Source organism: Nitratidesulfovibrio sp. HK-II (genome assembly GCF_003402415.2).
Lineage (GTDB): Bacteria > Desulfobacterota > Desulfovibrionia > Desulfovibrionales > Desulfovibrionaceae > Cupidesulfovibrio.
Genome location: NZ_AP036014.1, coordinates 870,859 through 894,379 on the forward strand (window position 1 = coordinate 870,859; position 23,521 = coordinate 894,379).

Here is a 23,521-nt window from a genome sequence, read left to right on the forward strand (position 1 = left end):
GAGGAGCGCAGCATGGCCAGACAAACCAAGAGCACCGACGCCAACGCCGGACTGATCAAGGTGATCCACGTCGGCAAGCGCCAGCTCGGGCTGGACGATGACACATACCGGGCCATGCTGCGCGCCGCCACGGGCAAGGAATCCACCAAGGGCATGCGGCGCGGCGAACTGCTGGCGGTCATGTACGCAATGAAGCGGTCCGGGTTCAGCGTGTCCAAGCCCGACGTGACCGACTACTCGCCGCAGGCCAGCAAGATTCGCGCGCTGTGGCTGGAACTCCACGCAGCAGGCGTGGTCCGCAACAAGAGCGAACGGGCGCTACTGACCTACGTGAAGCGGATCACCGGTGCGGAGAAGATGGAGTGGTGCACGCCCAAGCAGCTTCAGGCGGTCATTGAAACCCTCAAGGCATGGGGCGACCGCGTGGAAGACGAGGCCGCCAGGGCGAAGATCGCGGCCATCGCCGAGGAGGCAGCATGAGCAGGTTCACCCAACGCGGTTGCGAACTCCTGAAGGACGTAGAGGATACCGTGGAGGCCACTACCCAGCGGGAATTGCGCATCCGTGGCCTGCTGGAACGCAAAGACTTGGCCGGTCTTCCCAAGGACCTTGGGCGCGTCATCGCTGACCGCCTGGCCGAAGAGTGGGGCGGCCAGAACGTCTACATCCCGATGGACTCCGCGCGCCGCAACGCCCGCCTGTACAACGAGTTCACCGGCGACAACGTCCACGACCTGGCCAAGAAGTACCGACTGTCTGTCGCCCGCGTGTACTCCATCGTGGCTGACGAACGCACCAAGCGCCGCATGCCGCAACTCCGCCTGCCGATGTCGAGTTGACAGGACCACGCCAGACCGTGCAGGAATGGGCCTCATCGGCCCAAAACGATAGGGGGCTTTCGGCCCCCTTCGTTATTCCGCGATGCGGAAGCATATTCCATGCGTCTCGTCCCGATATGTCCCGGATGGTCCCGACTCATCCCGGTTATATCACACCCACTGCCCTAGTTATCTCACACGTCGTCAACAGGGCGCAACTCCTCTTTCTCCCCCTCCCCCTCTTCTTCCCCCTCCCCCGGCCCCTCTCCCTTCCTCCCCCCAACAAAAAAACGGGGGAAGGAACCTGCGTCCCTCCCCCCGCGCCTCGCAAGGAATGAATCAACTTCCGGCGTTAGCCGAAATTCTTCGCCTTGTAAGTGCGCACGTAGTCCACGGCCTCGGGCACGCTGGTCACTTCGCCCGCCACCTGCGCCTTCAGCAGCGCATCGCGCAGCATGCCCACCTGGGGGCCGGGATGCAGGCAGGTGAACTCCATGATCTCGTTGCCGTTCAGCAGCGGCTCCAGCATCTGTTCCGGCGTTTCGGCGCGCTCCAGGTACTTCATGTTGTGATTGAAGTAGGTGTAGCTGCCGCCGCGCGCTTCCAGGTCGGCGCGGGCCATCTCGATGAGCCGGGGGTATTCGTCCAGCGACTTGAAGCGGCGGATGCCCCGGTCGGTGAGCATGAAGTGGAAGCGCATGTGGTGGCGCACCAGATGGCACACCTGCTCCACGTCTTCCGGCGAGAAGTGCAGGCGGCGCAGCAGCTTGCGCGTCACCTTCGCGCCCACGCGGTGGTGCTGGTAGAAGTTCCACTTACCGTCGAAGTATTCCGCCGTGTACAGCTTGCCCACGTCGTGGAACAGCATGGCGAAGGTGCCCAGCCAGTCGTAGTTGTATTCGCCCTCGGGGTAGTGGCGCACGCACTCGATGGTGTGGTCGAGCACGGTTTCTTCCGCGCCCTCGTCGTTGCGTTGCTGGCGCACGCGGGACAGGGCCGCCACTTCGGGCAGCAGGCCGTGCAGCACCTGCGAATCGAATAGCAGCCGCACGAACTTCCACATGCACTCGGCTTCCACCTTGCGCCACTCGTCCATGATGTCCGAGATGCGCACGTAGTCCAGCACGCGGCTGGCGGCGCGGATGATGGCCATCCACGAGTTGGGCTCTATGGGCAGGTCGAAGTTGGCCGCGAAGCGCATGGCCCGGATGACCAGCAGGTAGTTGCGGCGCAGGGTTTCGTCCGGAATGCCCCGCAGTTCCACCTTGCCCTTGGAGAAGTCCTCGAAGCCTTCGTACACGTCGCCGGTGTGGGCGATGTACGGGCAGGCCAGGGCGGGCGGCATCTTGCCCTGCTCTTCCAGCACGCGCAGCATGCGCGGGGTGATGCGGGCCAGGGTGTGTTCCGGGTGCGAGGATTCCTCGGTATCGGTGTGGTAGAAGCGGATCAGCGCGCCGCCTTCGCGCAGCGTGGCGACCACGCCTTCTTCGTTGGAGCGCTCAAGGCTGGGGAAGAGCTTGCCGAGCTCCTCGTAGTCGGGCTCGCAGGCGATGTCGATTTCGGTTTCGCGGCCGTCCAGCAGTTCCTTCTGCAACTGCGCGTTGACCACGTAGGCGTCGTAGCCGTTGCGAAGGATGGCCTTGCAGATGGCTATGGCGTCCTTGAAAGGTTGGCTCATCCCTGTCCTCCTGAAAGTGATGGAAAGCGCGCCCTCCGGCGCGGTGCCATCCGTGCATCACAGGCGCGGCCCGAAAAGTCAAGGCGGCTAGGTGTGGAACGGCGAGGCCGCCGGTTATGGCTGGTGGCATCGGGTGGGGCGCACTGGGCGCGTGCGCACGGGAAGTGTGTCCGCCTGATTGTGCCAAAATGCACAAAAGTGGCGGAGGAAGCAAGGGGGAGTGGGGTGGGGGCTATCGCCCTGATAGGTGAGGCCTCTATGAACACACGCCAGCCCGGTTGTGCGCGCTCGGTTTCGTTATGCCTCCGGGGGGGAAGGGATGTGCCGCGCGTTGTTGTATGCGGTCTCTACGGAGACAGTTGTGCCCTGTTGTACCCGCTCGATCTCGCTATGCCTCCGGCGGGCAGGGGGTGTTGTAACGAACACCCCCTGCACCCCCTCGTTCCAAGGGGCTGCGCCCCCTGGACCCCCTTGTCATCCTGCACCGCATTCCTTTCGTCGCCAGCTTCCCTCCGGCGCAGGGCGCCTTCGGGCGATCTGCCGACGGGAACGCGATGTGCGCTAATCTCTCGCCGCCTCCATCCCACTTGGGAGCCCTTCCCCGTGCCCTCGTCGCGACGCATGTGCCGCCGTCAAAGCCCGGCGTCACACGCTTCTACGCGCGTCACGTTTTTTTTGAATCGACTAAAAGCACGTGCGTGGCCCGAGCCATAGCCGAGGCAACGGGAGCTTCGGGCGCATTGGCGGCACCGGCGGCAGATCGCCCGGAGGCGCTTAGCGCCGCAGGGAAGCTGCCGCCGTAGAGACGCCGCGCAAGAGAAGTATGGAGAGGGTGCCAGAGCTTCGCCAAAGCAACGGGAGCTTGCCGCACATACGCATTCCGCCGGGCAGATCGCCCGAAGGCGTCTTTCGCCGGAGGGAAGCTGCCCGGTGAGAATGCGGTGCAGGAAACGCTGGGGGGACCAGGGGGGCAGCGCCCCCCGGAGCGCGGGGGTACAGGGGGCCGCCGCTCAGCGGCCCCCTGTACGTCGGAGACATAACGAAATCGGGCGTGATCAACAGGGCAGAAGTGTGTTCGTAGAGGCCGCGTCCAATAGTGCGCTACCTCATTAATCTTCTTGCCGAAGGCCCATTCCCCAGCCCCTACACCACCTTCACCCCACCCAGCCACAACGCCTTGACCTTCCCCACCAACTCCCGTCCCAAAAACGGCGTGTTCAAACTCTTCGAGTGCATGGTCTCGCGAGAGACCACCCACGTCTCTTCCGGGTCCATCAGAAAGAAATCCGCCGGGTCGCCCACGTTGAATCCGTTCACGGGCAGTCCGAATATCTTCGCCGGTTCCGCCGCCCACAGGCGCATCAGGTCGGCCTCCGTCAGCACGCCTTCGCGCACCAGCCCCCAGGTCAGGGCCACAGCGGTGTCCAGGCCGGTGATGCCGTTGGGCGCTTCATCCAGCGGGGTTTCCTTCTCATGCGCCGCGTGCGGGGCATGGTCGGTGGCCAGAATGTCGATGACGCCGGACTTAACCGCCGCGCGCAGGGCGGCCACGTCGTCGTCGGTGCGCAGGGGCGGGTTGACCTTGGCCTTGGTGTCGTACCCCAGCAGTTCCTTGTCGGTCAGCAGCAGGTAGTGGGGGCAGGTTTCCGCCGTTACCGGCACGCCGCGCTGCTTGGCCCAGGCGATCAGCTCCACGGAGCGGCGGCACGAGATGTGTGCGAGATGGATGGGCAGCTTCAGGTAGTCGGCCAGCAGGATGTCGCGCGCCACGTGCAGCGCCTCGCCGATGTCCGGCTGGCCCTTCACGCCGATGCGCCCGCTGGTTTCGCCCTCGTTCATGTGCGCACCCTTGGCCAGGTACGGGTCCTCGCAATGGTCGATGACCACCTTGCCCTGGTCGGCGGCGTATTCCACGCAGCGGCGGAACATTTCGGTGTCCGGCACGGGCGCGCCGTCGTTGGAAAAGGCCACGCAGCCCGCCTCGGCCAGTTCGGCCAGCGGGGCAAGCTCGGCACCCTTCAGCCCCACCGTGGCCGCGCCGATGGGGTGCAGACGCGGGCCGTGCGGCCAGTGGCGGCGGGCGGTGTCGATCATGTCGCGGGTGATGGAGGCGTCGTCGTTGACCGGCCTGGTGTTGGCCATGCACAGCACGGCCCCGAAACCGCCGTGGGCGGCTGCCGCAAGCCCGCTGGCGATGTCTTCCTTGTACTCAAAGCCCGGCTCGCGCATGTGGGTGTGCGCGTCGATGAAGGCCGGAAACAGCACCATGCCCTTGGCGTCGATGGTTTCGGCCCCGGCGGGTGCCGAGCCGGATCCGGCGTCCGACACGGACGCAATGCGCCCGTCGGCCACGGCAACATCCACCATGCGCCCCAGCAGGCGGGCATTGCGAAGGAACAGGGAAGGGGAAGTGGTGGCGGTCATGCGCGGCCTCCGTTGTCGGCGGTCTGCTCTATGCCGGAGCGGGTGGCGAGCAGGAAAAGGATTGCCATGCGCGTGGCCACGCCCGCGGCCACCTGGTCCAGGATCAGGCTTTCGGGCGCGTCGGCCAGCACGGACGAGATTTCCAGGCCCCGGTTCATGGGGCCGGGGTGCAGCACCCGCGCTCCCGGCGCGGCCATGGCCAGATGCCGGGGCGACAGGCAGTAGCGCTGCGCGTATTCCCGCAGGTCGGGCAGCAGGCCCGCCTGCTGGCGTTCCAGTTGCAGGCGCAGGCACATTGCCGCGTCCACGCCTTGCACGGCGTCGTCCAGCCGGTTGAAGATGGCCACCGGCCAGTTGTGCACCCCGGCGGGCAGCAGGGTGCGCGGCGCGCACAGCCGCACCTTTACCCCCAGCGACGCAAGCAGGTGCACGTTGGAGCGGGCCACCCGGCTGTGGGCGATGTCGCCCAGGATGAGCAGGGTGCGCCCTTCAAAGGTGTCGCCCCAGACCTGGCGCAGCGAATAGCAGTCCAGCAGGGCCTGTGTGGGGTGGGCGTGCCAGCCGTCGCCCGCGTTGACCACCGAGCAGTCCAGCCGCTCGGCCAGAAACTGCGCCGCGCCGCTGGAAGAATGGCGGATGACGATGATGTCCGGCGTCATGGCCTGCAATGTGAGCGCGGTGTCCTTCAGGCTTTCGCCCTTGGACAGGCTGGACCCGCTCTTGGCCAGCGAGAAGGTGTCGGCGGAAAGCCGCTTGCCCGCCACGTCGAACGAGGTCTTGGTGCGGGTGCTCGGCTCGGCGAAGAACAGCACCACGCTCTTGCCCTTCAGGGTGGGCACCTTCTTCACGGGGCGGCGGTTGATGTCGTGGAACTGGGCCGCCGTGTCCAGCAGGTGGAACAGCTCTGCCCGCGTCAGCTGGGTGACGTCCAGCAGGTCCTTGTGGGGCCACGTGGGGCGTTGTGCGTGCTGCATGTGGGTGTGGGGGGTTACGGGGTTGTCCCCAGTGCTTGGGAAAAATCTTCGGGCAGCAGGGCCAGCCGCGCGCGGCGGCCGGGGGCCATGGAGCCGATGTCGCCCCGGCCAAGGGCGGCTGCGCCGCCCACGGTCAGCAGGCGCAGCAGCGCGGCGGGCGGCAGGTCGCGCCCGGCGGGCAGGTCGCGCAGGGCGCGGGCCTCGTTCCACAGGTCAAGGTCGTGGTTCGAGGCCAGGCTGTCGGTGCCCAGGCACAGCGGCGCGCCCGCGTCGGCCAGGGCGCGTGCCGGGGCCGTGCCCACGTTGATGGCCGCGTTGGAGCGGGGGCACAGGCAGACGTGCGCGCCCGATTCGGCCAGCAGGCGGATGTCCGCTGCGTCCAGCTGCACGCAGTGCACGGCCAGGGTGCCCTCGTCCAGCAGGCCGAGTTCGGCGGCGTAGAGCACGGGACGCATGCCCGGCGCGGAAAAACCCGGCGGCAGTACGCGCACGGCCAGCAGGTCGGCCAGCGCGCCGCGCCCGGTGGTCAAAAATTCCACCTCGTCCGGGTGTTCGGCCAGATGCAGGGAAAAGACCCGGTGGTTGCGTTCGCACCAGCGGCGGGCGGCGGCCAGGGCCACCGGGTGGGTGGAATACAGGGCGTGCCCGGCCAGGGCTGCGTCCGGGTGGACGGGGAAGGGCGCGCCGTGGGCGGGGGACGGGGCGGAGGCGGGCGCGTCCGCGAGATTGTCCGCCGCCAGTTCCGCCATGGCCCTGGGCCACAGGGCGGCGGTGTCCGCCGGGGCGGCAGGCTCGCCGCCCGGCGTGATGAACCGGTAGCCGAACACCTCGGCGAAATGCGAACAACCGATGGACGCGCCCTGCATGGCCCGGCGCACGGCGGCGGGGGCCACGGCGGTGATGTCGCCCACGTGGGCGGTGTGGCAGGCCGCAAGCTGGCGCGCGGCATTGGCCAGTGCGGCGGCGCGGACTTCCGGAGGCGTGTCTGCCCCCGCGAGCGGCAACAGGCTTTTCACCCACGGGACAAAGCCGCCGCCCAGCACGGTGCGCCCGGCCAGATGCGAAAGTTCGAGATGCGCGTGGCAGTTGACCACGCCGGGCAGCAGGGTGACCTCGCCAAGGTCTGTCAGGGGCACGCCCGCGCGGCGGCGGAAGGCGTCCACGGGCTCCACGGCTTCGATGAACCCGCCGCGCAGCCCGGAAAGCACGCGGGCCGCGCTGGCCGCATCATGCGGAGGCGTGCAGGGGCCGTCCGCCAGTGCCGCCTGCCCCGCGTCGCCCGAAAAAACGCCCCGGATCACAACGACGTGGTCGTCGAGAACGCGGGGCGGCGAAAACAGGTCGCGCGGGTCTCGTGACGGACCCTCACCTGCGAGGGGTATGACGCGTCGCGCGCGGACGGCGATGAGCATTGTCTGTACGGGGGGTTGGGTGTACAAGCCGGGCACGGGGCCTCCGGCACGTGGTGCATGGCGTTGGACGCATGCCCACAAGATAGTGTTCCACAATCGGGTGGGGATGTAAAGAAACGGGCGCGTCCGCCGAAAAAGAAGGCGAAAGGCACGCGCGCGGCGGGCTCGGCCCGTCGGCCATCAGCCGTCCGCCCGGCCTTCCGCCCGGCCTTCCGCTTGGTCTTTCGCCGGACATCTCGCCCGGCATTGTTCGTGACGCGTTTTCTCCGCAACCGCAGCCGCACCCTTCCTGCCATACTCCCATGACCACAGCACGCCGCAGCCTCTGCCTCATCCACGCCAACTGCCAGGGCGATCCGCTGGCGGCCCTGCTGGCCGCCGCGCCGCAGTTCGCCGAGCGCCATGAAATCCGCCGGTACACCAACTACCTGCGCGAGCGCATCGCCCCGGCCGAGCTTTCCGGCTGCGGCCTGTTCCTGTACCAGCACCTGGGCGAAAAGTGGGACGACCACGCCTCGGACAAGCTGCTGGCCATGGTCAACCCGGCCGCGCGGGTGCTGCGCCTGCCCAACATGCTGTTCACGGGGTACTGGCCGTTCTGGACCAACAAGAGCCCCATGGATTTCGGCGATGCGTTCCTGGACCGGCTGGTGTCCATGGGGCTGAGCATGGCGGAAATCCTGCACGTGTACCTGCACGGCGACATCGCGGCCAAGTACGACCTGGACGCCATGTTGCGCGCATCGCTGGACGTGGAGCGGGACAAGGAGCGCGGGGCGGGAGGGGGCATGGAAGCGGGCGGGGTCGCACTGCCCGGCGCCATCCCCGCCGTGGTGGCCCCCACGGTGGATCTGGTGGAAGCGCTGTGGAAGGAAGAGCGGCTGTTCGCCACCATCAACCACCCCCACCGGCGGCTGGTGCTGCACGTGGCGGAAGGCGTGCTGGCGGCGCTGGGCATGGACCCGCTGCCCCCGGCGGTGCGTGACGGCTTCGCCGATCCGTACCCGGAATTCGAGCTGCCCATCCACCCGCAGGTGGCCGCCCATCACGGGCTGGCGTTCGGCGGGCCGGACGCCGCCTACAACATCTACGGGCGGCGCATGACCTTCGAGGACTACGCGCGCCGCTACGTGGACTGCCGCATGCGCGGCATCGACAACTTCATCGGGTACTTGCAGTTGGTGTGAGCGACGGGGCAAGCCCCAGCGCGCCGCATGGAGCGTCGAGCGCCGAACGTTGCGCCGCCGTGTCCCGCAGCTATGCGGCGGGCTTGGCGGCCTTCTGTTGTCCGTTCAGGCCCAGCAGGGTGGCCGCGCTGGACAGCAGCACCTCCACCTCGCCGTCGGAAAGGTCCATCCGCCGTTGCAGGCGGTGGCATTCGTCGGCGGGGTCGAACAGCGGGTAGTCGCTGCCGAACAGGATGTGCTCGCGGTCGTGCCCGTTGAAGATGGCGCGCAGGGTGGCGTCGTCGATGAACGAGAGGCTGCTGGAGGTGTCCATCCACACATCGCGGCCCACCAGCACCTCCAGCGCGTACTGCCAGTGCAGGTAGCCGCCAAGGTGCGCGGCGATGAACCGGGCGCGCGGAAAGGCGTCCAGCAGGGCGGCCAGCTTGTACGGGCACGAGGCGTTTTCCGCCGGGGGCAGCTTGTCGCCGATGTGGCACATGAACACGAAGTCGTCCTGCGCCGCCTCGATGATGGGCAAAAGGCGCGGGTCGTCCAGCCGGAAGCCCTGGAATTCCGGGTGCAGCTTCAGCCCCCGGATGCCCGCCGCGCGCAGCCGGTCGAGCTGATGTTCCCAGTCCGCGTATTCGGGGTGCACGGTGCCGAAGGCCACCACCTCGGGGTGATGGCGTTGCAATTCCACGGCAAAGGCGTTGGCGGGCACCACCTGGGCGGCGGCGGTGGCGGCGCAGTGCACCACCACGCCGTCCAGCCCGGCGCGTTTGGCGCGGGGCAGCAGGTCTTCCACCACGCCCTCGCCCACGGGCGAGATGCCGTAGTGTGCTTCCAGCTGTTGCAGAACCTTGGACGCGATCTTGGGATGGAAGGCGTGGGTGTGGACGTCGAGGAACATGGGCCTTGCCCTACCCCCGGTCCACTGGGCAGTCAAGCGAGCAAACACATCCGCTTCGTGAAGTGGGCCCGAATAGTCGCGAACGCCTTCGCCCAATGCGGGGCGGGCCGCCCGCAAAAGGCGGTACGGCTGCTATTGCAGCAGGTCGCGCAGCCAGTCCGGCACCGGTACCGGCTTGCCGTCGCGGTTGATGCAGGCGTGCTGGGTCATGCCGTCGGCCAGCAACCTGTTGCGTCCCTCGTCCCGAATCTCGTACACGAAGGTCAGCGAGGCGCGGCCCCATTCGCTGATGCCCGCGCGTATCTGCAGCAGGTCATCGAACTTCGCCGGGCTGCGGTAGCGGCAGCGCGCCTCGCGCACCGGCAGGATGATGCCGCGTTCCTCCACCGTGGCGTAACCCATGCCCCGCGAGCGGATGAATTCGCTGCGGGCCCGCTCGAAGAAGTGCAGGTATTCGGCATAGTACACAACACTCATCATGTCCGTTTCGCCGTAGGACACGCGGTGGGCCAACCAGATTTCCGGCACGGGAAAGCCGTCCATATGTTTCGCAACCTCCTGCCGCCGAGCGCGGCGTGTCGATTCGTACGCCATTTCGCCCCGAAAGCCAAAGCCGCCCGCGCTGGCGGTGCCGCCCCGGCGTTTCGCCGTCCCTTGTCCCTGCGCGCCCCCGGTGCGCTGGTGCTGGCGCTGATCTTGTCCGGGTGCGCGTCGCGCGCGCCGGAGATGCCCGCCCCCGCGCCGGAAGCCCCCCCCGCCGTCCAGGCTCCGGCCCCGGCGCGCCCGGCCCTGTCGTTGCCGCCCCTGCCCGCGTACACCGAGGTTTCGCCCGACGAGATCCGCGCCGCCATCGCGGCCATGGACCCGCGCAGCCAGGGGCTGTCCTCGTGGAACGACCTGGCTCCCGCGCTGGCCCAGAGCCTGTCGTACATGGCCACCCGCCCGGCCGACGGCGTGGCGCTGGACCGTCCTGGAGCGCGCGTGACCAATGCCGAATTCACGGCCGCCCTGCGGCAGCTGTCGGACCTGCTGCCCGCGCTGGACGCCAACCCCGGCCTGCTGGCCGAGCGGTTTCGCTGGCTGCGCGTGGACACCGCCTGGACCGGCTACTACGAGCCGGTGCTGCGCGCCAGCCGCCGCCCAGCGCCCGGCTACAACCACCCCATCTACCGCACGCCCGTGGACATGCACGTCACGGAACTTGCGGCTTCCGGGTCGGGCAAGCAGCGCATGACCTACCGGGTGGTCAACGGCCCCAAGGGGCGCGTGCTGCGGCCCTACTACGACCGCGCGGAGATCGACACCGGCGGCGCGCTGCGCGGCAAGGGGCTGGAACTGGCCTGGGCGGCCGACCCGGTGGACGTGTACATCCTGCAGGTGCAGGGTTCCGGCAGGCTCAGCTTCACCGACGGCGGCGAGGCCCGCGTGCTGTACGCCGCGCAGAACGGGCGGCCCTACGTGTCCATCGGCCGCATCCTGAAGGAACGCGGGGAGTTGCCGCCCGACGGGGTGAACATGCCCGCCATCCGGCAATGGCTGGAAAGCCACCCCGGCCAGGCGCAGGCCCTCATGAACACCAACCCCAGCTACGTCTTCTTCCGGCTGGCGGAAGGCGGCATGGGGCCGCTGGGCTGCATGGGCAGGCCGCTGACCCCGTGGGTGAGCCTGGCCACCGACCGTTCCGTGCTGCCCTCCGGCGCGCTGGTGGCCTTTTCCGCCCCGGTGCCGCAGACGGCGGGCGGCGGCGCGGTGATCGGCCTGGGTCTTGCGCAGGACACCGGCGGGGCCATCAAGGGCTACCGCATCGACCTGTTCTGCGGCGCTGGCGAGCGCGCGGCCGCCGTGGCGGGGCATCTGGACGCCCCCGGCCCGGCGTGGCTGCTGTTGCCGCGCAATCGGTAGGAGAACGTCATGAACGACCGCCAGCCCGCGGAGCGCATTTCCACCATCCTCGTGGTGGACGACGACCCGGTGGCCCGCGCCGCCGTTTCCGGCTACCTGCGCGATGCGGGCTACGCCGTGCGCGAGGCGGTCGGCGGGGCCGACGCGCTGGCCCTGTTCGACGAGCGGGGCGCCGACGCGGTGCTGCTGGACTGGCGCATGCCCGACACGGGCGGGGCCGAGGTGCTGCCCCGCATCGCCGCGCAGAACCCCACGGTGCCGGTCATCGTGGTGTCGGGCACCACGGAGGTGCGCGAACTGGCGCGCGCCCTGCGTCTGGGAGCGTGGGATTTCGTCATCAAGCCCATCGAGGACATGGCCGTGCTCGAACGGGGGCTGGTGCGCTGTCTGCTGCGGGCGGAACTGCTGCGCGAGCAGGGCCGCCGCCGCGAAACCCTGGAGGAACTGGTGCGCCGCCGCACCGAGGACCTGGAAGAGGCCAACCGGCGGCTGCGCCGCGAGATCGCCGAGCGGGGAGAATTCGAGCGGGCCCTGGCCGAAAGCGAGGAGCGCTTTCGCCAGTTGATGGAGAACACCAGCGAGGTGTTCTGGGTGCGCGATCTGGCCACCGACAGGCTGCTCTACCTTTCTCCGGCCTACGAAACGGTGTGGGGTCGGCCCGTGGCTGCCGCCATGCAGTCCGGGTCCACGCGTCTGCACACCGTGCACCCCGACGACAGGGAAAACGTGGCCGCCGCCATGGCGGGCATCGCCACGTCGGCCACGCCCGTGGATGCGGAGTTCCGCATCCTGCGCCCGGATGGCGGGGTGCGCTGGGTGCACGTCCGCGCCTTTCCCGTGCGCGACGGTGGCGGGAACGTGTACCGCGTGGCCGGGGTGGCGGAAGACGTCACCGCGCGCCGCCAGGCAGAGGAGAACATCCGCGCATCGCTGCGCGAGAAGGAAATCCTGCTGCGCGAGGTGCACCACCGGGTCAAGAACAACCTGCAACTCATCGTCAGCCTGCTGAACCTGCAGGCGGCCTACGCGGGCGGCGCGGCCGACCGCGAGCGGTTCATCGAAAGCCGCAACCGCGTGGCCTCCATGGCGCTGGTGCATGAGGAACTCTACCGCGCAAACGATTTGGCCCGGGTGGACTTTACCGATTACGTGGAACGGCTGGCGCGCAAGCTGGTGCTGTCCTCGGTGGATGTGGAGGTGGACCTGTCGCTGGATCTGTCGCCGCTCTTCCTGCCGGTGTCGGCGGCCATCCCCTGCGGGCTCATCCTCAACGAACTGGTCACCAACGCCATCAAGCACGCCTTTCACGGCCGCGACGCGGGGCGCGTATCGGTCAGCGCCCGGCGCGACGGGCGGCAGGTGGAACTGCGCGTGGCAGACGACGGCGCGGGGTTGCCGCAAGGGTTCGAGCCCACGGGGGGCGGCACGCTGGGCATGCAACTGGTGGGCAGCCTGGTGGCGCAACTGGGCGGTCGGCTGGACGTCGCATCCGGCATGGGTGGCACGGGCGGAGCCTGCTTCACCGTGCTGTTCGAGGCGAGCGAGGCCGAGCACGACGGCGGAGACGCCGTGCCCGAGTTGTCAGGCGGTTTCGTCGTGACGGACGGGTAAGGGCAGGCGGGCAGGTTTCTCCGGCGTCCTGCCTGGTTGGCGTAATCGGCGCGTCTGGCGCGACGGTGTGTGCGCTCGCAGGCGTGTGCTGCCGCATGCGCGGTGAGATATGGTTGCGCTGCGACGTTTTTGCGTCAGTCCATGTTCTTTTTTTCCCATTATGCCGGTTTCGCCTTGACTTTACGAAGCCACGGGCGGAGCATGACCTTGCACCGACCGGACGCTCAATGAGCGCCAGACGGCCGATGCCTGCCGAAATCTCCGTTCTGCGCCGTGTCCGGCGCGGGAGGCCAGGCGATGCGTCCAAGCCGTGCCCTGCTTCAGGTTTTCTTTCCGCCCCCTGCGCCACCCCTTGTGCATGCATGGCGCGGCCGTCTTGTCCGGTGCGTTCGCGCCAGCCTCGACGGTGCTCCTGTTTCGGCAGCAGAAAGATCACCGCACCCGTTCAGTCCCTTCCCCCACTCAGTCCCTTCCGGCCAACTCCGCGCCCGCCCTTCGTGCCGCGTGGAGATCCGGGCCGTTTTCGCTCTGTCTCGCGCCCGTGTGCGTGGCGGGGCCTTTTTGCGTCATGTCCAATCCCCTTCCATGGGCGCGCCGCACCGGCGTTGTCCAGCAACGCCCGTCCCGGTGACGGGCAAAACCCGGTGGACGACGGAAGCCGCCTGCCGATCCTGACGGGCAAGGCCCGAGGAGGCACCATGAGTTTCGCGGATATCGGTTCCATTGTCGTTGGCGTCATCGTGCTGGGCCTGATCGGGTATTTCATGTACTCCAAGGTCGTGAAGCACTAGGGAGTCTCCAAGGCATCCAGCTTTGGCGGCACCCCCTGACCGACAACCGTCCGCATCGACCCGGCCCACCGGCCAGCCCGCATGACCGACCGGCGCGATTCGCCCCGCCGATGCCACTTGCCCACGCCCTCCGGCTCCGCCGGGGGGCGTGTGTTTTTTGTGCAAAGGAACCGGCGGGTAGAGGGTGAACGTGATAATCATGCCCGAAAATCGAAAGAGATTGGCACGGTCCGGTTACAGGTGGTAACTTTGACGGACATCCCTTGCCCTCCATTCCATGCCGCAGGCCATACCGGGGCTGGTTCGGAGAAGGGGTGTTGACAGTGAATTTCGATATCATTTAGGGTGGCCCCTCCGCACGGCACAGGGCTGGCGGGTGTGGCTGCCAGACATGGCCAGGGACGGCCGGATACGAGCGGACGCGCCACGGCGCACTCATCACAAGGAGTCGGGAATGAACGAGAATTACAAGTACGGGCTGTATTTCGTGGGCGGCGTGGCGCTGGGCGCGCTGGGCGCGGTGATGCTGGGGCGTGGCAAGTTCGACATCCGACCGGCCATGGCCGACCTGTTGAGCCACGGCTTCGACCTGAAGGACAAGGCGTCCGCCTACGCGGAAACCGTGCGCGAGCACATGGAAGACATCGTGGCCGAGGCGGAACACGTGCACAAGCAGCGCAAGGACGCCGCCGAAGCCCCCGCCGCCGAAGCCGCTGACGCGGCCAAGGCCTAACCGGACCAACTTCGCAACGGACGAGGCGCATGGACTATCGCATAGCTCACGAACTGCCGGGGCGCCTGCGCTTGCGCTGCGCCCCCGGTTCGCTTTCCCAGGACCGGGCGCACGACCTCGTGGCCCGTATCGTGGCCTTGGCCGGCGTGGCCGAGGCGCACGCCACCGTCAGCACCGGCAGCGTGCTGGTGCGCTACGCCAGCCCCGCGGCGCGGGGCGAGGTGCTGGCCGTGGTGGACGGCTTCGTGGCTGGTGGCGGCCGGGCGCGGCGCGCGCGCGCCAAGGCGGACCAGCCGACCCAATCCGGCAGGGGGGCCAGCGCGCAGGAAGGCGACCGCAAGGCAGCCTCTGCGGCGCGATCCTCCGGCCAGCGCCGCATGCGCGGCGCGGCGTCCGATACCGGCGTTGCTACCGGGGCCATCCGCCAGGCGCGCGGCCCCATGGGTGCGCATCTGCCGCCGGGGGCTCCCGCCGTTGCCGGGCTGCACGGCATGGGTGCCGTTGCCATGGACGGGGCCGCCGGGGCTGCGGGCGTCGCCGGTCTGGGCGGGCTTGCCATGGCCAGCGCCGCGCCTGGCGCGGGCGGGCTGGTCCGCTACCTGATCCTGCGCCCCTTCCTGCCGCGCATCGTGCGCATGGTCTCCGCCTTCTTTCGCGCGCTGCCCTTCCTGCTCAAGGGGGGGCGTTCGCTGGCCTCGGGCCGCCTCAACGTGGACGTGCTGGACGCGGCGGCGCTGGGCATCTCGCTGGTGCGGGGCGACTTCCGCTCCGTGGGGCTGATCACCGCGCTGTTCGCCGTGGGCGAGTTCCTGGAGGAATGGACCCGCAAGAAGTCGCGCGAAAGCCTGGCCGAAAGCCTGGCCGTGGACGTGGATACCGTGTGGGTGAAGCGCGGCGAGGCAGAGGTGCAGGTGCCCCTTTCCGCCCTGGCCGACGGCGACCTGGTGGTGGTGCGGGCCGGTTCGTCCATCCCGGTGGACGGGGTGGTGGCCGAGGGAGAGGCCATGGTCAACCAGACCTCCATGACCGGCGAGCCGCTGGCCGTGGCCCGGCGGGCCGGGGCGTCCGTCTACGCGGGCACCGTGGTGGAGGAAGGGCGGCTGGACATCCGGCCCACTGGCGTGGGGTCCGAGACGCGCATCAACCAGATCGTGGGCTTCATTGAACGGTCCGAGGCGCTGAAGGCCAACGTGCAGGGCAAGGCCGAGCGCCTGGCCGACGCCATCGTGCCGTACAGCTTTCTGCTGGCGGGCGGGGTGTGGGCCGTCACCCGCGACGTGGCCCGGGCCGCGTCGGTGCTGCTGGTGGACTATTCCTGCGCCATCCGCCTGGCCACGCCGCTGGCCATCCTGACCGGCATGCGCGAAGGCGCGCACCACGGCGTGCTCATCAAGGGCGGCCGGTTCATCGAGGGGCTGGCGGGCGCGGACACCGTGGTCTTCGACAAGACGGGCACCCTCACCGAGGCGCGGCCCCGCGTGGCCGAGGTCATCTCGCTGAACGGGCATGGCCGTGACGACGTGCTGCGCCTGGCCGCGTGCCTGGAAGAGCATTTTCCCCACCCCGTGGCCCGAGCCGTGGTGCGCAAGGCCGAGCAGGAGGCGCTGGACCACCAGGAGGAACACGCCGAGGTGGAATACGTGGTGGCCCACGGCATTGCCTCGCGCCTGCGCGGCGAACGGGTGCTGGTGGGCAGCCGCCACTTCGTCCACGAGGACGAGGGCGTGCCGCTGGACGAATTCCTGCCCGTGATCAACCAGTGGGCCGCCAAGGGCTATTCCATCCTGCACCTGGCCATCGGCGGCAAGCTGGCGGGCATCCTGTGCATAGAGGACCCGCTGCGGCCCGAGGCCGCCGACGTGGTGCGCGGCCTGCGCAAACAGGGCGTGAAGCGCATCATCATGCTGACCGGCGACGGGCCGGTGACGGCGGCGGCGGTGGCATCCGCCGTGGGCGTGGACGAATGGCGCGCCCAGGTGCTGCCCGCGGACAAGGCCGACATCGTGCGGCAGTTGCAGACCGAGGGCGGCAAGGTGGTCATGGTGGGCGACGGCATCAACGATTCGCCCGCCCTGTCCGCCGCCGACGTGGGGGTTTCCCTGCGCGACGGGGCCGACCTTGCCCGCGAGGTGGCCGACGTGGTGCTTTCCGGCAACGACCTTGCGGAACTGCTGGTGGCGCGGCGGCTGGCCAAGGCCACCCTGCGGCGCATCCACGTCAATTTCAGCTCCATCATGGGGCTGAACACGGCGTTCATGGCCCTGGGGCTGGTGGGCCGGGCGCAGCCGGGCATGCTGGCCCTGCTGCACAACCTGACCACCGTGGGCGTGGCGCTGAACGCCATGCGGCCCATGCTGGGCAATGGCGCATCGGAAGGACGGCGCGGCGCGGAGCGCAGGCCGGGCGTCATGGCGCTGCCCGTTGGCGTGACCGGAGAGCCTGTCGCTGGCCCGGCTGTCGCCGTGGTTTCGCCCGCCGTACGGGTTGCGGCGGGAGTAGCCGGGGCTGGGGCCGCCATCGGGGCCGCGCTGAAGGCCACCGTGCAGGGTGCGGCCAAGGCGATGGGCTCCATGGCTGGCAAGGGCAAGGCGGCCGGGAAACCGGGTGCCCCCATGCAGGACAAGGCCCCGGCCAAGGCTCCGGCCAAAGCTCCGGTCAGGGCTGGCAAGTCGGGGAAGGCCGCAGGAGCGGCGAACTCCGCCCGGACCAAAGCCGCCGAAGCCGTCGTGGCAACGGCGGAGGTGAAGACCACGCCGGAGCGCACCGGCAAGGATGGCGCGAAGGGCGGCAAGGCTCCGGCTGCTGCCAAATCCGCCAAGGGTGGCGGCAAGCCCGCCAGATCGGCAAAATCCCTCAAGTCCACTGAACAAAAGTCCGCCAAAGGCGGGGCCAAGGCCACGGGCAAGGCTGCCCGCAAGCCCCGGAATTCCGGCGCGGCATAACGGACGCATCCGCAGCAGGGCCGCGCCCGGCGCGGCAAGGAGAGGTGGATAATGATCAGCAGCTTCATCGACGGCAGGGTGCGCATCCGGTGCGACGCGCTGCGCAACCCGGACGCGGCGGCCGCCATCGAAGGCACCCTGCGCGATACGCCGGGCGTGCTTTCCGCCACGGCCAACCCGCGCACCGGCGGCCTGCTGGTGGAATATGATCCGGAATCCGTGACCCAGGAACAGTTGCTGGAGGCGGCGAAGATGCTCGACGCCTTTGCCGCGCAGGAGCAGGCGGCCCCGAAGAAGGCGTGCTGCTGCCGCCGCCTGACCAAGGCCGAGGCCATGCGCATTTCCAAGCGGGGCATGGCCGGGTCGCTGGCGGCACTGGTGCTGTTCGGGCTGGCCGGGCGCGAGCGGGCGCACATGGTGGCGGGCGGGCTGTTTCTGGCCTTCAACGCCTATCATCTGTACGCGTACCGCAAGCGCATCATGGCCTAGAGCCGTTACCCCCGTCGGCCGGTAGCCGCGGCTATGGTCGGCACACCTTGCACGGACGGAATCCCGCCTCGACGGCGGCCTGCCGCGTGGTGAACACCGCCGTGCAGGCCTTGCAGGAGTAGTAGGTGCAGCCTGGCTGGTGGAAAATGTGCGACTGCACGTTGCCGTGGTAGACCGTGCCCTGCGCGGCCATGGCCCCCACGGCCAGCAGCAGCCCCAACAGGGTGCCCGCGATTGCTTTGGCGACCAGGGTGCGCGGTGCGGCGGGTGCGCACGGGGCGGAACGGAACTGTGAATGCGTGTCGCGCATGTGAGCCCCCTTTTTTGGGGGCCTACCGTGAAGCGGGCATGCGCGCAACGGACAGATATGGAAGGCATGGCAAAGGGGCGTCCCGGCGGGACGCCCCTTTTGCGTGCCACGCGGAAACGTGGAGGAAGGCGCGGCGGCGGGGAACAGGGGCGCTACATGTCCGCGCGGTGCGTGGCCGCCCGCAGGATCATATCCAGCAGGGTGGGGCCGGAGGGGATGCGCAGTCCGGTGGCGGCACAGGCGGCTTCGTCGAAACGGGCGGCGGCGAGGGTGCCGGGATGCTGGGAGACACCCGGTCCGTGCAGCAGGAAGGGCACGGCATGGGGGTGGTGGCGGCCGTCGCCGCAGTGGGTCACATGGTCGCAGGTGACGCAGAGCACGGCGTCGGGCCGGGCCGCGCGCAGCGGGGCGATGAGCTGCGCGTCGATGCGGGCCAGCAGGGAGGACTTGGCGCGGGCGTCGCGGGCATGGGCGCACATGTCCGGGCCTTCCACGTGGATGAAGACCACGGCGTGGTCCGCCAGCAGGGCGAGGGCGGCGGCGGCCTTGGCGGCAAGGTCGGTGTCCGCGCCGCCGGTTGCGCCGGGGATTTCCGGCGCGGTGAGCCCGGCGGCCAGGGCCAGCCCGCGCGCCAGAGGCACGGCCGCGACCATGGCGGCGGTGAGGGGCGTATGGGGCACCGCCGAAGAGGCGGCAGTGGCGTGCCGGGCGGAAAATGACGGCAAATCGGGCCGGTGACCGCAGCCCCACGGCCACAGGGCCAGGCCGTGCGGGATTTCCGGCCCGGTGAGTAGCGCAAGTTGGGCGTTGGCCGCAGTGACGCGCGCATGCAAGGCCGGGTGGTGTCGGGCCAGATCGTGCAGGGCGTCGGCGGGGGATTGCCCGATGACGTCCTGCGGCCCGGCGGGCGTGAAAGGCGTGGGTGCGGCGGGAGGAGACGGAGCGGCGGCGTGGCCGTCGTTCCGTTCCACCACCGTGAAGCGGAACCCCCCGCCGTGGGCCGTGCCGTGGGCTGGTGCCGGAAAGGCGGCGCGCACGATGCTGTCCACGGCCCGCTCCATGGCGGCATTCAGGGTGGCGGCGGGGTCGGCCATGCGGCCATGGGCATCCAGCGCCACCACGTTGCAGCGCCATGCGATGTCATGTGGGTCAAGGGGCAGCCCGGCGGCCAGGGCTTCCAGGGGGCCGCGCGCGGCGGGGTGGCGCAGCGGGTCGTAGCCGAGCAGGGCGGGGATGCCCGCGTCGGAACCGGCTTCCGCGCCGTAAGGGATGACTTGGCAGAGCCCGGCGGTGCCGGTGGCGGCGAGGCGGTCGAGGGTAGGCGTGTGGGCGGCGGCCAGCGGGGTGGGCTGTCCGCCGTTATGCGGCAGGTCGGCCATGCCGTCGAGGATGCAGATGATGCGGGGCGTGTGCATGGCGGTGGCGGTGGTGGCGCTTGTGGTAGCGCGGTCACGTTGCGAGCGGAATCCGCCTTTTGCCGCCAGACTGCGTTGCTTCGACGTTTTTGATGCTCACGCACGGGAGTGCGCTGCGCTCAAGAAACGTCGAAGCGCCTTGTCTGGCGACAAAAATCGTAATTCCTTGCACCGTGCCCGCACCAGCCATCCGCGCCGGAAGACCGGCGCGGAGTATAAGGAAGAAAGGCAGTTCATCAGCAGGAAAAGAAACCAAGAGAAAGGCCGGTAAGGTGCGTCGCGGGCGGTATGGGCAAGCTGGGATGCCGCCTTACGGTCGCATCCCCCCAATGAAAAAGTTCTGGAGGGGATGGGGTGCGGGGAAGGGGAACCTCTTTCAAGAGGTTCCCCTTCCCCGCGAACTCTTCCTGCCCTTATTCCGTTTTCTCTGCCTATTGCAGAACGCGGTAGCAGATGGGCGGCGCCAACAACAACCCGGCGGCCCGCACCTGGGCGATGGCGCCCTGGATGGCGCTGGCCTTGGCGGCGTGGGTCATGAACACCAGGGGCACGCCCTGGGGGTGCTGCCCTTTCTGGATGGCCTGGGCGATGCTGATGGAGTGGTCGGCCATGGCCCCGGCCAGGTCGCGCAGCACGCCGGGGTTGTCCGGCACCATGGCGCGCACGTAGTAGCTGCTTTCGGCGTCGGCCGGGGGCAGGATGTTGGCGCGGGGGGGCACCTGGCGCTGAAAGCCGGTGTTGTGCGGGGCCGCGCCGCGCGCCACGGTCATCAGGTCGGCCAGCACTGCGCTGGCGGTGGGCAGGCTGCCCGCGCCAAGCCCGTGCAGGAACACGGGGCCCACGGCGTTGCCTTCCAGGCGGATGGCGTTGTACGCGCCGCCCACCCGGGCGATGAGGAAGGTGTGCTTGACCAGGGTGGGGAACACCCCGGCCTCCAGCCTGCCGTCGATATCGCGCACCTGGGCCAGCAGCTTGATGCGAAAGCCCAGTTCGCGCGCGAACTCGATGTCCATGCGGTCGATGCCCGCAATGCCCTGCACGGGCAGTTCGGCGTAGGGGTAGTCCAGCCCGTAGGCCAGGCGGATGAGCAGCACCAGCTTGTGGGCGGTGTCGTGCCCTTCGATGTCCAGCGTGGGGTCCGCCTCGGCGTAGCCCAGTTCCTGCGCCTGCCCGAGGGCGGTGGCGAAGTCCAGGCCGTTGCTGGTCATCTCGGACAGAATGTAGTTGGCCGTGCCGTTCAGGATGCCGACCAGCGAGCCGATGCGGTTGCCCGCCAGGCTTTCCTTCAGCGTCTGGACGATGGGGATGCCCCCGGCCACGCTGGCCTCGTGGTGCAGGCCCACGTTCTTCTGCTCGGCCAGGCGGTACAGGTCGTAGCCGTCTTCGGCCAGCAGGGCCTTGTTGGCGGTGACCACGTGCTTGCCCGCTTCCAGCGCGCGTTTGATGATGGCGTGGGGGGCGGCAATGCCGCCCATCAGTTCCACCAGCACGTCGATTTCCGGGTCGTCGGTGAGCACTGCCGGATCGGCGGTCAGGGTTGCGCCCTGCGGCACGGGCCAGGCGCGCGGCCTGGCCAGGTCGCGCACCAGAATGGTCTTGATGACCATCTCGCGGCCGGTGCGCTCGGTGATCCACTGGCGGTTCTCGTCCAGCACGCGGGCAAGGCCGCTGCCCACGGTGCCGAACCCGGCCATGCCTATGACCAGGGGCTTGCCGCCCGGCTTGTCGCTTTCGCTACCCACACGACCTCCCGGAGAGCACCTTCTTGATGCCCTTCATGGCCTGCTTGGTACGGTGCTCGTTCTCGATGAGGGCGAAGCGCACGTGGTCGTCGCCGTGCGCGCCAAAGCCCAGCCCCGGAGAAACGGCCACGTGGGCTTCCTTGAGCAGCAGCTTGGAGAATTCCACGGACCCCATGGCCCGGAATTCTTCGGGAATCTGCGCCCACACGAACATGGTGCCCTTGGGCGGCGGCACGTCCCAGCCCGCGCGGTCAAGCCCTTCGATGAGCACGTCGCGGCGCTTGCGGTAGGTGTCCACGATCTCGGTCACGCATTCCTGCGGGCCGTTCAGGGCCACGGTGGCCGCGATCTGGATGGGCTGGAAGTGGCCGTAGTCGAGATAGCTCTTGATGCGGGTCAGCGCGTAGACCAGGTCGCGGTTGCCCACGCAGAAGCCCATGCGCCACCCGGCCATGGAGTAGCTTTTGGACATGGAGAAGAATTCCACGCCCACGTCCTTGGCCCCTTCGGCCTGCATGAAGCTGGGCGGCATGTGCCCGTCGAAGGCAAGGTCGGCGTAGGCGAAGTCGTGGATGACGTAGATCTTGTGTTCCTTGGCGAAGTCCACGACCTTCTGGAAGAATTCCGGCGCGGCTATTTCGCAGGTGGGGTTGTGCGGGTAGCTGATGAACAGCAGCTTGGGCTGGGGCCAGGTCTGGCGGGTGGCCACCAGCAGGTCTTCAAAGAAGTCGCGCCCGCGCCCGATGGGAATGCGCCGCACGTCGGCCCCGGCGATGATGGGGGCATAGGTGTGGATGGGGTAGGTGGGGTCCGGCGCGAATACCACGTCGCCGGGCGACAGCATGGCCAGCGACAGGTGCGAAAGCCCTTCCTTGGCGCCCATGGTGGCAACGGCCTCGGTGTCCGGGTCAAGGTACACGCCGAAGCGGCGCATGTACCAGTCGCAGATGGCCTTGCGCAGGTTGGGGATGCCGCGCGACACCGAGTAGCGGTGGTTCACGCCCTTGCCCGACGCCTCCACCAGCTTGTCCACGATGTGCTGGGGCGTGGGGATGTCGGGGTTGCCCATGCCAAGGTCGACGATGTCCACGTTCTGGCGGCGCAACTGCATCTTCAGTTCGTTCACCGTCGCAAAGACATAGGGGGGCAGACGGTGCATGCGCGGAAACTGGGTCATGGCGAGGTTCTCCGTGGTTGAAACAAAAAGAGGCGGCAGCGCCGCCTCGAACCAACGGCGCAAGCCTGCGTCACCGGGCGGCGGTTGCCGCGGTGGCGGCCGCGGCGGTAGCGGCGGCGGTGGTGGCGATGGTAGCGGTCCGGTCGAGGTGGGACATGCCGATGACTCTTGTGGTGGAGAATGGCCGTGTATACATTGCGCGTGCGCCGCGTGCCGGTGCGCGGGCGTCTGGTGGACGCCGTGCGCGGGGCGGAAAACCCTGAGGAAGCATCCGGACGAATCATCTGGACAGGCAACTCTGACAGGCGGCGAGGCTACCGTGGGTTGCGGTGTCCGAGGTTTGTACTGCAAAAAAGAAATGCGGGTCAATACGCCTAGCTGCGATGAACATGGCCAGGCTGCGATGAATGTAGACTGTTTGGCCGAACGGTGCCGGGGGATGCATGAACGACGATACGCGGCAGACGCGGCGGGTATATCTGGTGGGGCCGCGTGCCAGCGGCAAGACCACGGTGGGCAGGGCCCTGGCCGCCCGCGCCGGGTGGAGCTTCGAGGATACCGACGCCACGGTGACCGCCACGGCGGGCATGACCGTGGAGCAGATAGTGGCCCGCGAAGGCTGGGAGGGATTCCGGCGGCGCGAGTCCGATGCCCTGCGCGCCACCCTTGGCCGGGACGGCCTGGTGGTGGCCACCGGCGGCGGCATGGTGCTGGCGGAGGATAACCGGCGCATGCTGCGCGAAGGGGGCCTTGTGGCCTACCTGTGCGGCAGCGTGGAACTGCTGGCGGCACGCCTCGCGCGCGATCCGCTGGCCGCCCAGCGCCCCTCGCTGACCGGGCGACCCATTGCGGAAGAAGTGGCCGAGGTGCTGGCCGCGCGCGATTCCCTGTACCGGGAATGCGCCCACGCGGTGCTGGACGCCGGGGATGACGCGCAGGCGCTGGCGGATCGGCTGGCCCGGCTGCTGGACACGTAACGCACGGGCTTCTCGCCGGGCCGGGTGCGCACCTGCCCGGTTTCCCT

19 protein-coding genes are annotated in these 23,521 nt (G+C 68.8%); 9 read left to right on the top strand and 10 right to left on the bottom strand.

Annotated elements, in window-relative coordinates:
* Positions 1-12: 12 nt before the first annotated feature.
* Complete coding sequence (locus tag RVX_RS03520; RefSeq protein ID WP_420192319.1) at positions 13-480, top strand: gp16 family protein; 468 nt, start codon at positions 13-15, stop codon at positions 478-480.
* The gene (locus RVX_RS03525; protein ID WP_420192318.1) at positions 477-839 is read left to right on the top strand and encodes a Mor transcription activator family protein; all 363 of its coding nucleotides are present in this window, start codon (positions 477-479) and stop codon (positions 837-839) included. Before RVX_RS03520 ends, RVX_RS03525 begins: the two co-directional genes overlap by 4 nt.
* Positions 840-1,170: 331 nt before the next feature.
* Here the strand turns inward: RVX_RS03525 and RVX_RS03530 are convergent, their stop codons facing one another.
* The 4 genes from RVX_RS03530 to RVX_RS03545 all read right to left on the bottom strand — a co-directional run bounded on the left by RVX_RS03530 (position 1,171) and on the right by RVX_RS03545 (position 7,195).
* A complete protein-coding gene (locus RVX_RS03530) occupies positions 1,171-2,496 on the bottom strand; it encodes an HD domain-containing protein (RefSeq protein WP_007523939.1) in 1,326 nt (441 codons plus the stop codon).
* Between the two features lie 1,143 nt (positions 2,497-3,639).
* Positions 3,640-4,920: a dihydroorotase gene (locus tag RVX_RS03535; RefSeq protein ID WP_420192409.1), complete on the bottom strand. Its 1,281-nt coding sequence runs from the start codon at positions 4,918-4,920 to the stop codon at positions 3,640-3,642.
* Positions 4,917-5,894 (bottom strand): aspartate carbamoyltransferase catalytic subunit, encoded by a 978-nt coding sequence (locus RVX_RS03540; RefSeq protein ID WP_116304753.1) that lies wholly within the window; start codon positions 5,892-5,894, stop codon positions 4,917-4,919. The genes RVX_RS03535 and RVX_RS03540 overlap by 4 nt, the downstream gene beginning before the upstream one ends.
* Positions 5,895-5,908: 14 nt before the next feature.
* Positions 5,909-7,195, bottom strand: a complete 1,287-nt coding sequence (locus RVX_RS03545; RefSeq protein ID WP_420192410.1) for an amidohydrolase family protein — start codon at positions 7,193-7,195, stop codon at positions 5,909-5,911.
* A gap of 413 nt (positions 7,196-7,608) precedes the next feature.
* Here RVX_RS03545 and RVX_RS03550 point away from each other — a divergent pair, with 413 nt between their 5' ends.
* Positions 7,609-8,493 carry a WcbI family polysaccharide biosynthesis putative acetyltransferase gene (locus RVX_RS03550; protein ID WP_116304754.1) on the top strand — a complete coding sequence of 295 codons (885 nt, stop codon included), beginning with the start codon at positions 7,609-7,611 and terminating at the stop codon, positions 8,491-8,493.
* A gap of 70 nt (positions 8,494-8,563) precedes the next feature.
* On the opposite strand, the gene RVX_RS03555 is transcribed toward RVX_RS03550, so the two are convergent.
* Together RVX_RS03555 and RVX_RS03560 are read right to left on the bottom strand one after the other, a co-directional pair.
* Positions 8,564-9,385 (bottom strand): amidohydrolase family protein, encoded by an 822-nt coding sequence (locus RVX_RS03555; protein WP_116304755.1) that lies wholly within the window; start codon positions 9,383-9,385, stop codon positions 8,564-8,566.
* 132 nt (positions 9,386-9,517) lie between these two features.
* Complete coding sequence (locus tag RVX_RS03560) at positions 9,518-9,928, bottom strand: acyl-CoA thioesterase (protein WP_116304756.1); 411 nt, start codon at positions 9,926-9,928, stop codon at positions 9,518-9,520.
* Between the two features lie 111 nt (positions 9,929-10,039).
* Here RVX_RS03560 and RVX_RS03565 point away from each other — a divergent pair, with 111 nt between their 5' ends.
* From RVX_RS03565 to RVX_RS03585, 5 genes are all read left to right on the top strand, one after another.
* Entirely contained in the window at positions 10,040-11,287 is a 1,248-nt protein-coding gene (locus RVX_RS03565) for a murein transglycosylase A (RefSeq protein WP_230404346.1), read from the top strand.
* A gap of 9 nt (positions 11,288-11,296) precedes the next feature.
* Positions 11,297-12,898 (top strand): sensor histidine kinase, encoded by a 1,602-nt coding sequence (locus tag RVX_RS03570; RefSeq protein ID WP_116304758.1) that lies wholly within the window; start codon positions 11,297-11,299, stop codon positions 12,896-12,898.
* 1,245 nt (positions 12,899-14,143) lie between these two features.
* Complete coding sequence (locus RVX_RS03575; RefSeq protein ID WP_116304759.1) at positions 14,144-14,422, top strand: hypothetical protein; 279 nt, start codon at positions 14,144-14,146, stop codon at positions 14,420-14,422.
* A gap of 29 nt (positions 14,423-14,451) precedes the next feature.
* A complete protein-coding gene (locus RVX_RS03580; protein ID WP_116304760.1) occupies positions 14,452-17,364 on the top strand; it encodes a heavy metal translocating P-type ATPase in 2,913 nt (970 codons plus the stop codon).
* 51 nt (positions 17,365-17,415) lie between these two features.
* Positions 17,416-17,853, top strand: a complete 438-nt coding sequence (locus RVX_RS03585) for an HMA2 domain-containing protein (protein ID WP_116304761.1) — start codon at positions 17,416-17,418, stop codon at positions 17,851-17,853.
* Between the two features lie 31 nt (positions 17,854-17,884).
* Here RVX_RS03585 and RVX_RS03590 read toward each other — a convergent pair whose 3' ends face one another.
* From RVX_RS03590 to RVX_RS03605, 4 genes are all read right to left on the bottom strand, one after another.
* Positions 17,885-18,163, bottom strand: coding sequence for an Ada metal-binding domain-containing protein (locus tag RVX_RS03590; protein ID WP_116304762.1), 279 nt, complete (start codon positions 18,161-18,163; stop codon positions 17,885-17,887).
* Positions 18,164-18,315: 152 nt separating this feature from the next.
* Positions 18,316-19,578 (bottom strand): phosphoglycerate mutase, encoded by a 1,263-nt coding sequence (locus RVX_RS03595; protein WP_116304763.1) that lies wholly within the window; start codon positions 19,576-19,578, stop codon positions 18,316-18,318.
* Between the two features lie 431 nt (positions 19,579-20,009).
* Positions 20,010-21,320: a homoserine dehydrogenase gene (locus RVX_RS03600; protein ID WP_116304764.1), complete on the bottom strand. Its 1,311-nt coding sequence runs from the start codon at positions 21,318-21,320 to the stop codon at positions 20,010-20,012.
* Positions 21,313-22,497, bottom strand: coding sequence for an aminotransferase class I/II-fold pyridoxal phosphate-dependent enzyme (locus tag RVX_RS03605; protein WP_116304765.1), 1,185 nt, complete (start codon positions 22,495-22,497; stop codon positions 21,313-21,315). The genes RVX_RS03600 and RVX_RS03605 overlap by 8 nt, the downstream gene beginning before the upstream one ends.
* 443 nt (positions 22,498-22,940) lie before the next feature.
* Here RVX_RS03605 and aroL point away from each other — a divergent pair, with 443 nt between their 5' ends.
* Positions 22,941-23,474 (top strand): shikimate kinase AroL, encoded by a 534-nt coding sequence (aroL, locus tag RVX_RS03610; protein ID WP_116304766.1) that lies wholly within the window; start codon positions 22,941-22,943, stop codon positions 23,472-23,474.
* Positions 23,475-23,521 lie beyond the last annotated feature (47 nt).

What these genes read in the sequence shown, in the direction of transcription:
- RVX_RS03555 (WP_116304755.1), bottom strand. Translation starts at nt 9,385, where the DNA reads ATGTTCCTCGACGTCCACACCCACGCCTTCCATCCCAAGATCGCGTCC.
- RVX_RS03570 (WP_116304758.1), top strand. Translation starts at nt 11,297, where the DNA reads ATGAACGACCGCCAGCCCGCGGAGCGCATTTCCACCATCCTCGTGGTG.
- RVX_RS03550 (WP_116304754.1), top strand. Translation starts at nt 7,609, where the DNA reads ATGACCACAGCACGCCGCAGCCTCTGCCTCATCCACGCCAACTGCCAG.
- RVX_RS03540 (WP_116304753.1), bottom strand. Translation starts at nt 5,894, where the DNA reads ATGCAGCACGCACAACGCCCCACGTGGCCCCACAAGGACCTGCTGGAC.
- RVX_RS03590 (WP_116304762.1), bottom strand. Translation starts at nt 18,163, where the DNA reads ATGCGCGACACGCATTCACAGTTCCGTTCCGCCCCGTGCGCACCCGCC.
- RVX_RS03585 (WP_116304761.1), top strand. Translation starts at nt 17,416, where the DNA reads ATGATCAGCAGCTTCATCGACGGCAGGGTGCGCATCCGGTGCGACGCG.
- RVX_RS03560 (WP_116304756.1), bottom strand. Translation starts at nt 9,928, where the DNA reads ATGGACGGCTTTCCCGTGCCGGAAATCTGGTTGGCCCACCGCGTGTCC.
- RVX_RS03605 (WP_116304765.1), bottom strand. Translation starts at nt 22,497, where the DNA reads ATGACCCAGTTTCCGCGCATGCACCGTCTGCCCCCCTATGTCTTTGCG.
- RVX_RS03535 (WP_420192409.1), bottom strand. Translation starts at nt 4,920, where the DNA reads ATGACCGCCACCACTTCCCCTTCCCTGTTCCTTCGCAATGCCCGCCTG.
- RVX_RS03520 (WP_420192319.1), top strand. Translation starts at nt 13, where the DNA reads ATGGCCAGACAAACCAAGAGCACCGACGCCAACGCCGGACTGATCAAG.
- RVX_RS03575 (WP_116304759.1), top strand. Translation starts at nt 14,144, where the DNA reads ATGAACGAGAATTACAAGTACGGGCTGTATTTCGTGGGCGGCGTGGCG.
- RVX_RS03595 (WP_116304763.1), bottom strand. Translation starts at nt 19,578, where the DNA reads ATGCACACGCCCCGCATCATCTGCATCCTCGACGGCATGGCCGACCTG.
- aroL (WP_116304766.1), top strand. Translation starts at nt 22,941, where the DNA reads ATGAACGACGATACGCGGCAGACGCGGCGGGTATATCTGGTGGGGCCG.
- RVX_RS03530 (WP_007523939.1), bottom strand. Translation starts at nt 2,496, where the DNA reads ATGAGCCAACCTTTCAAGGACGCCATAGCCATCTGCAAGGCCATCCTT.
- RVX_RS03580 (WP_116304760.1), top strand. Translation starts at nt 14,452, where the DNA reads ATGGACTATCGCATAGCTCACGAACTGCCGGGGCGCCTGCGCTTGCGC.
- RVX_RS03525 (WP_420192318.1), top strand. Translation starts at nt 477, where the DNA reads ATGAGCAGGTTCACCCAACGCGGTTGCGAACTCCTGAAGGACGTAGAG.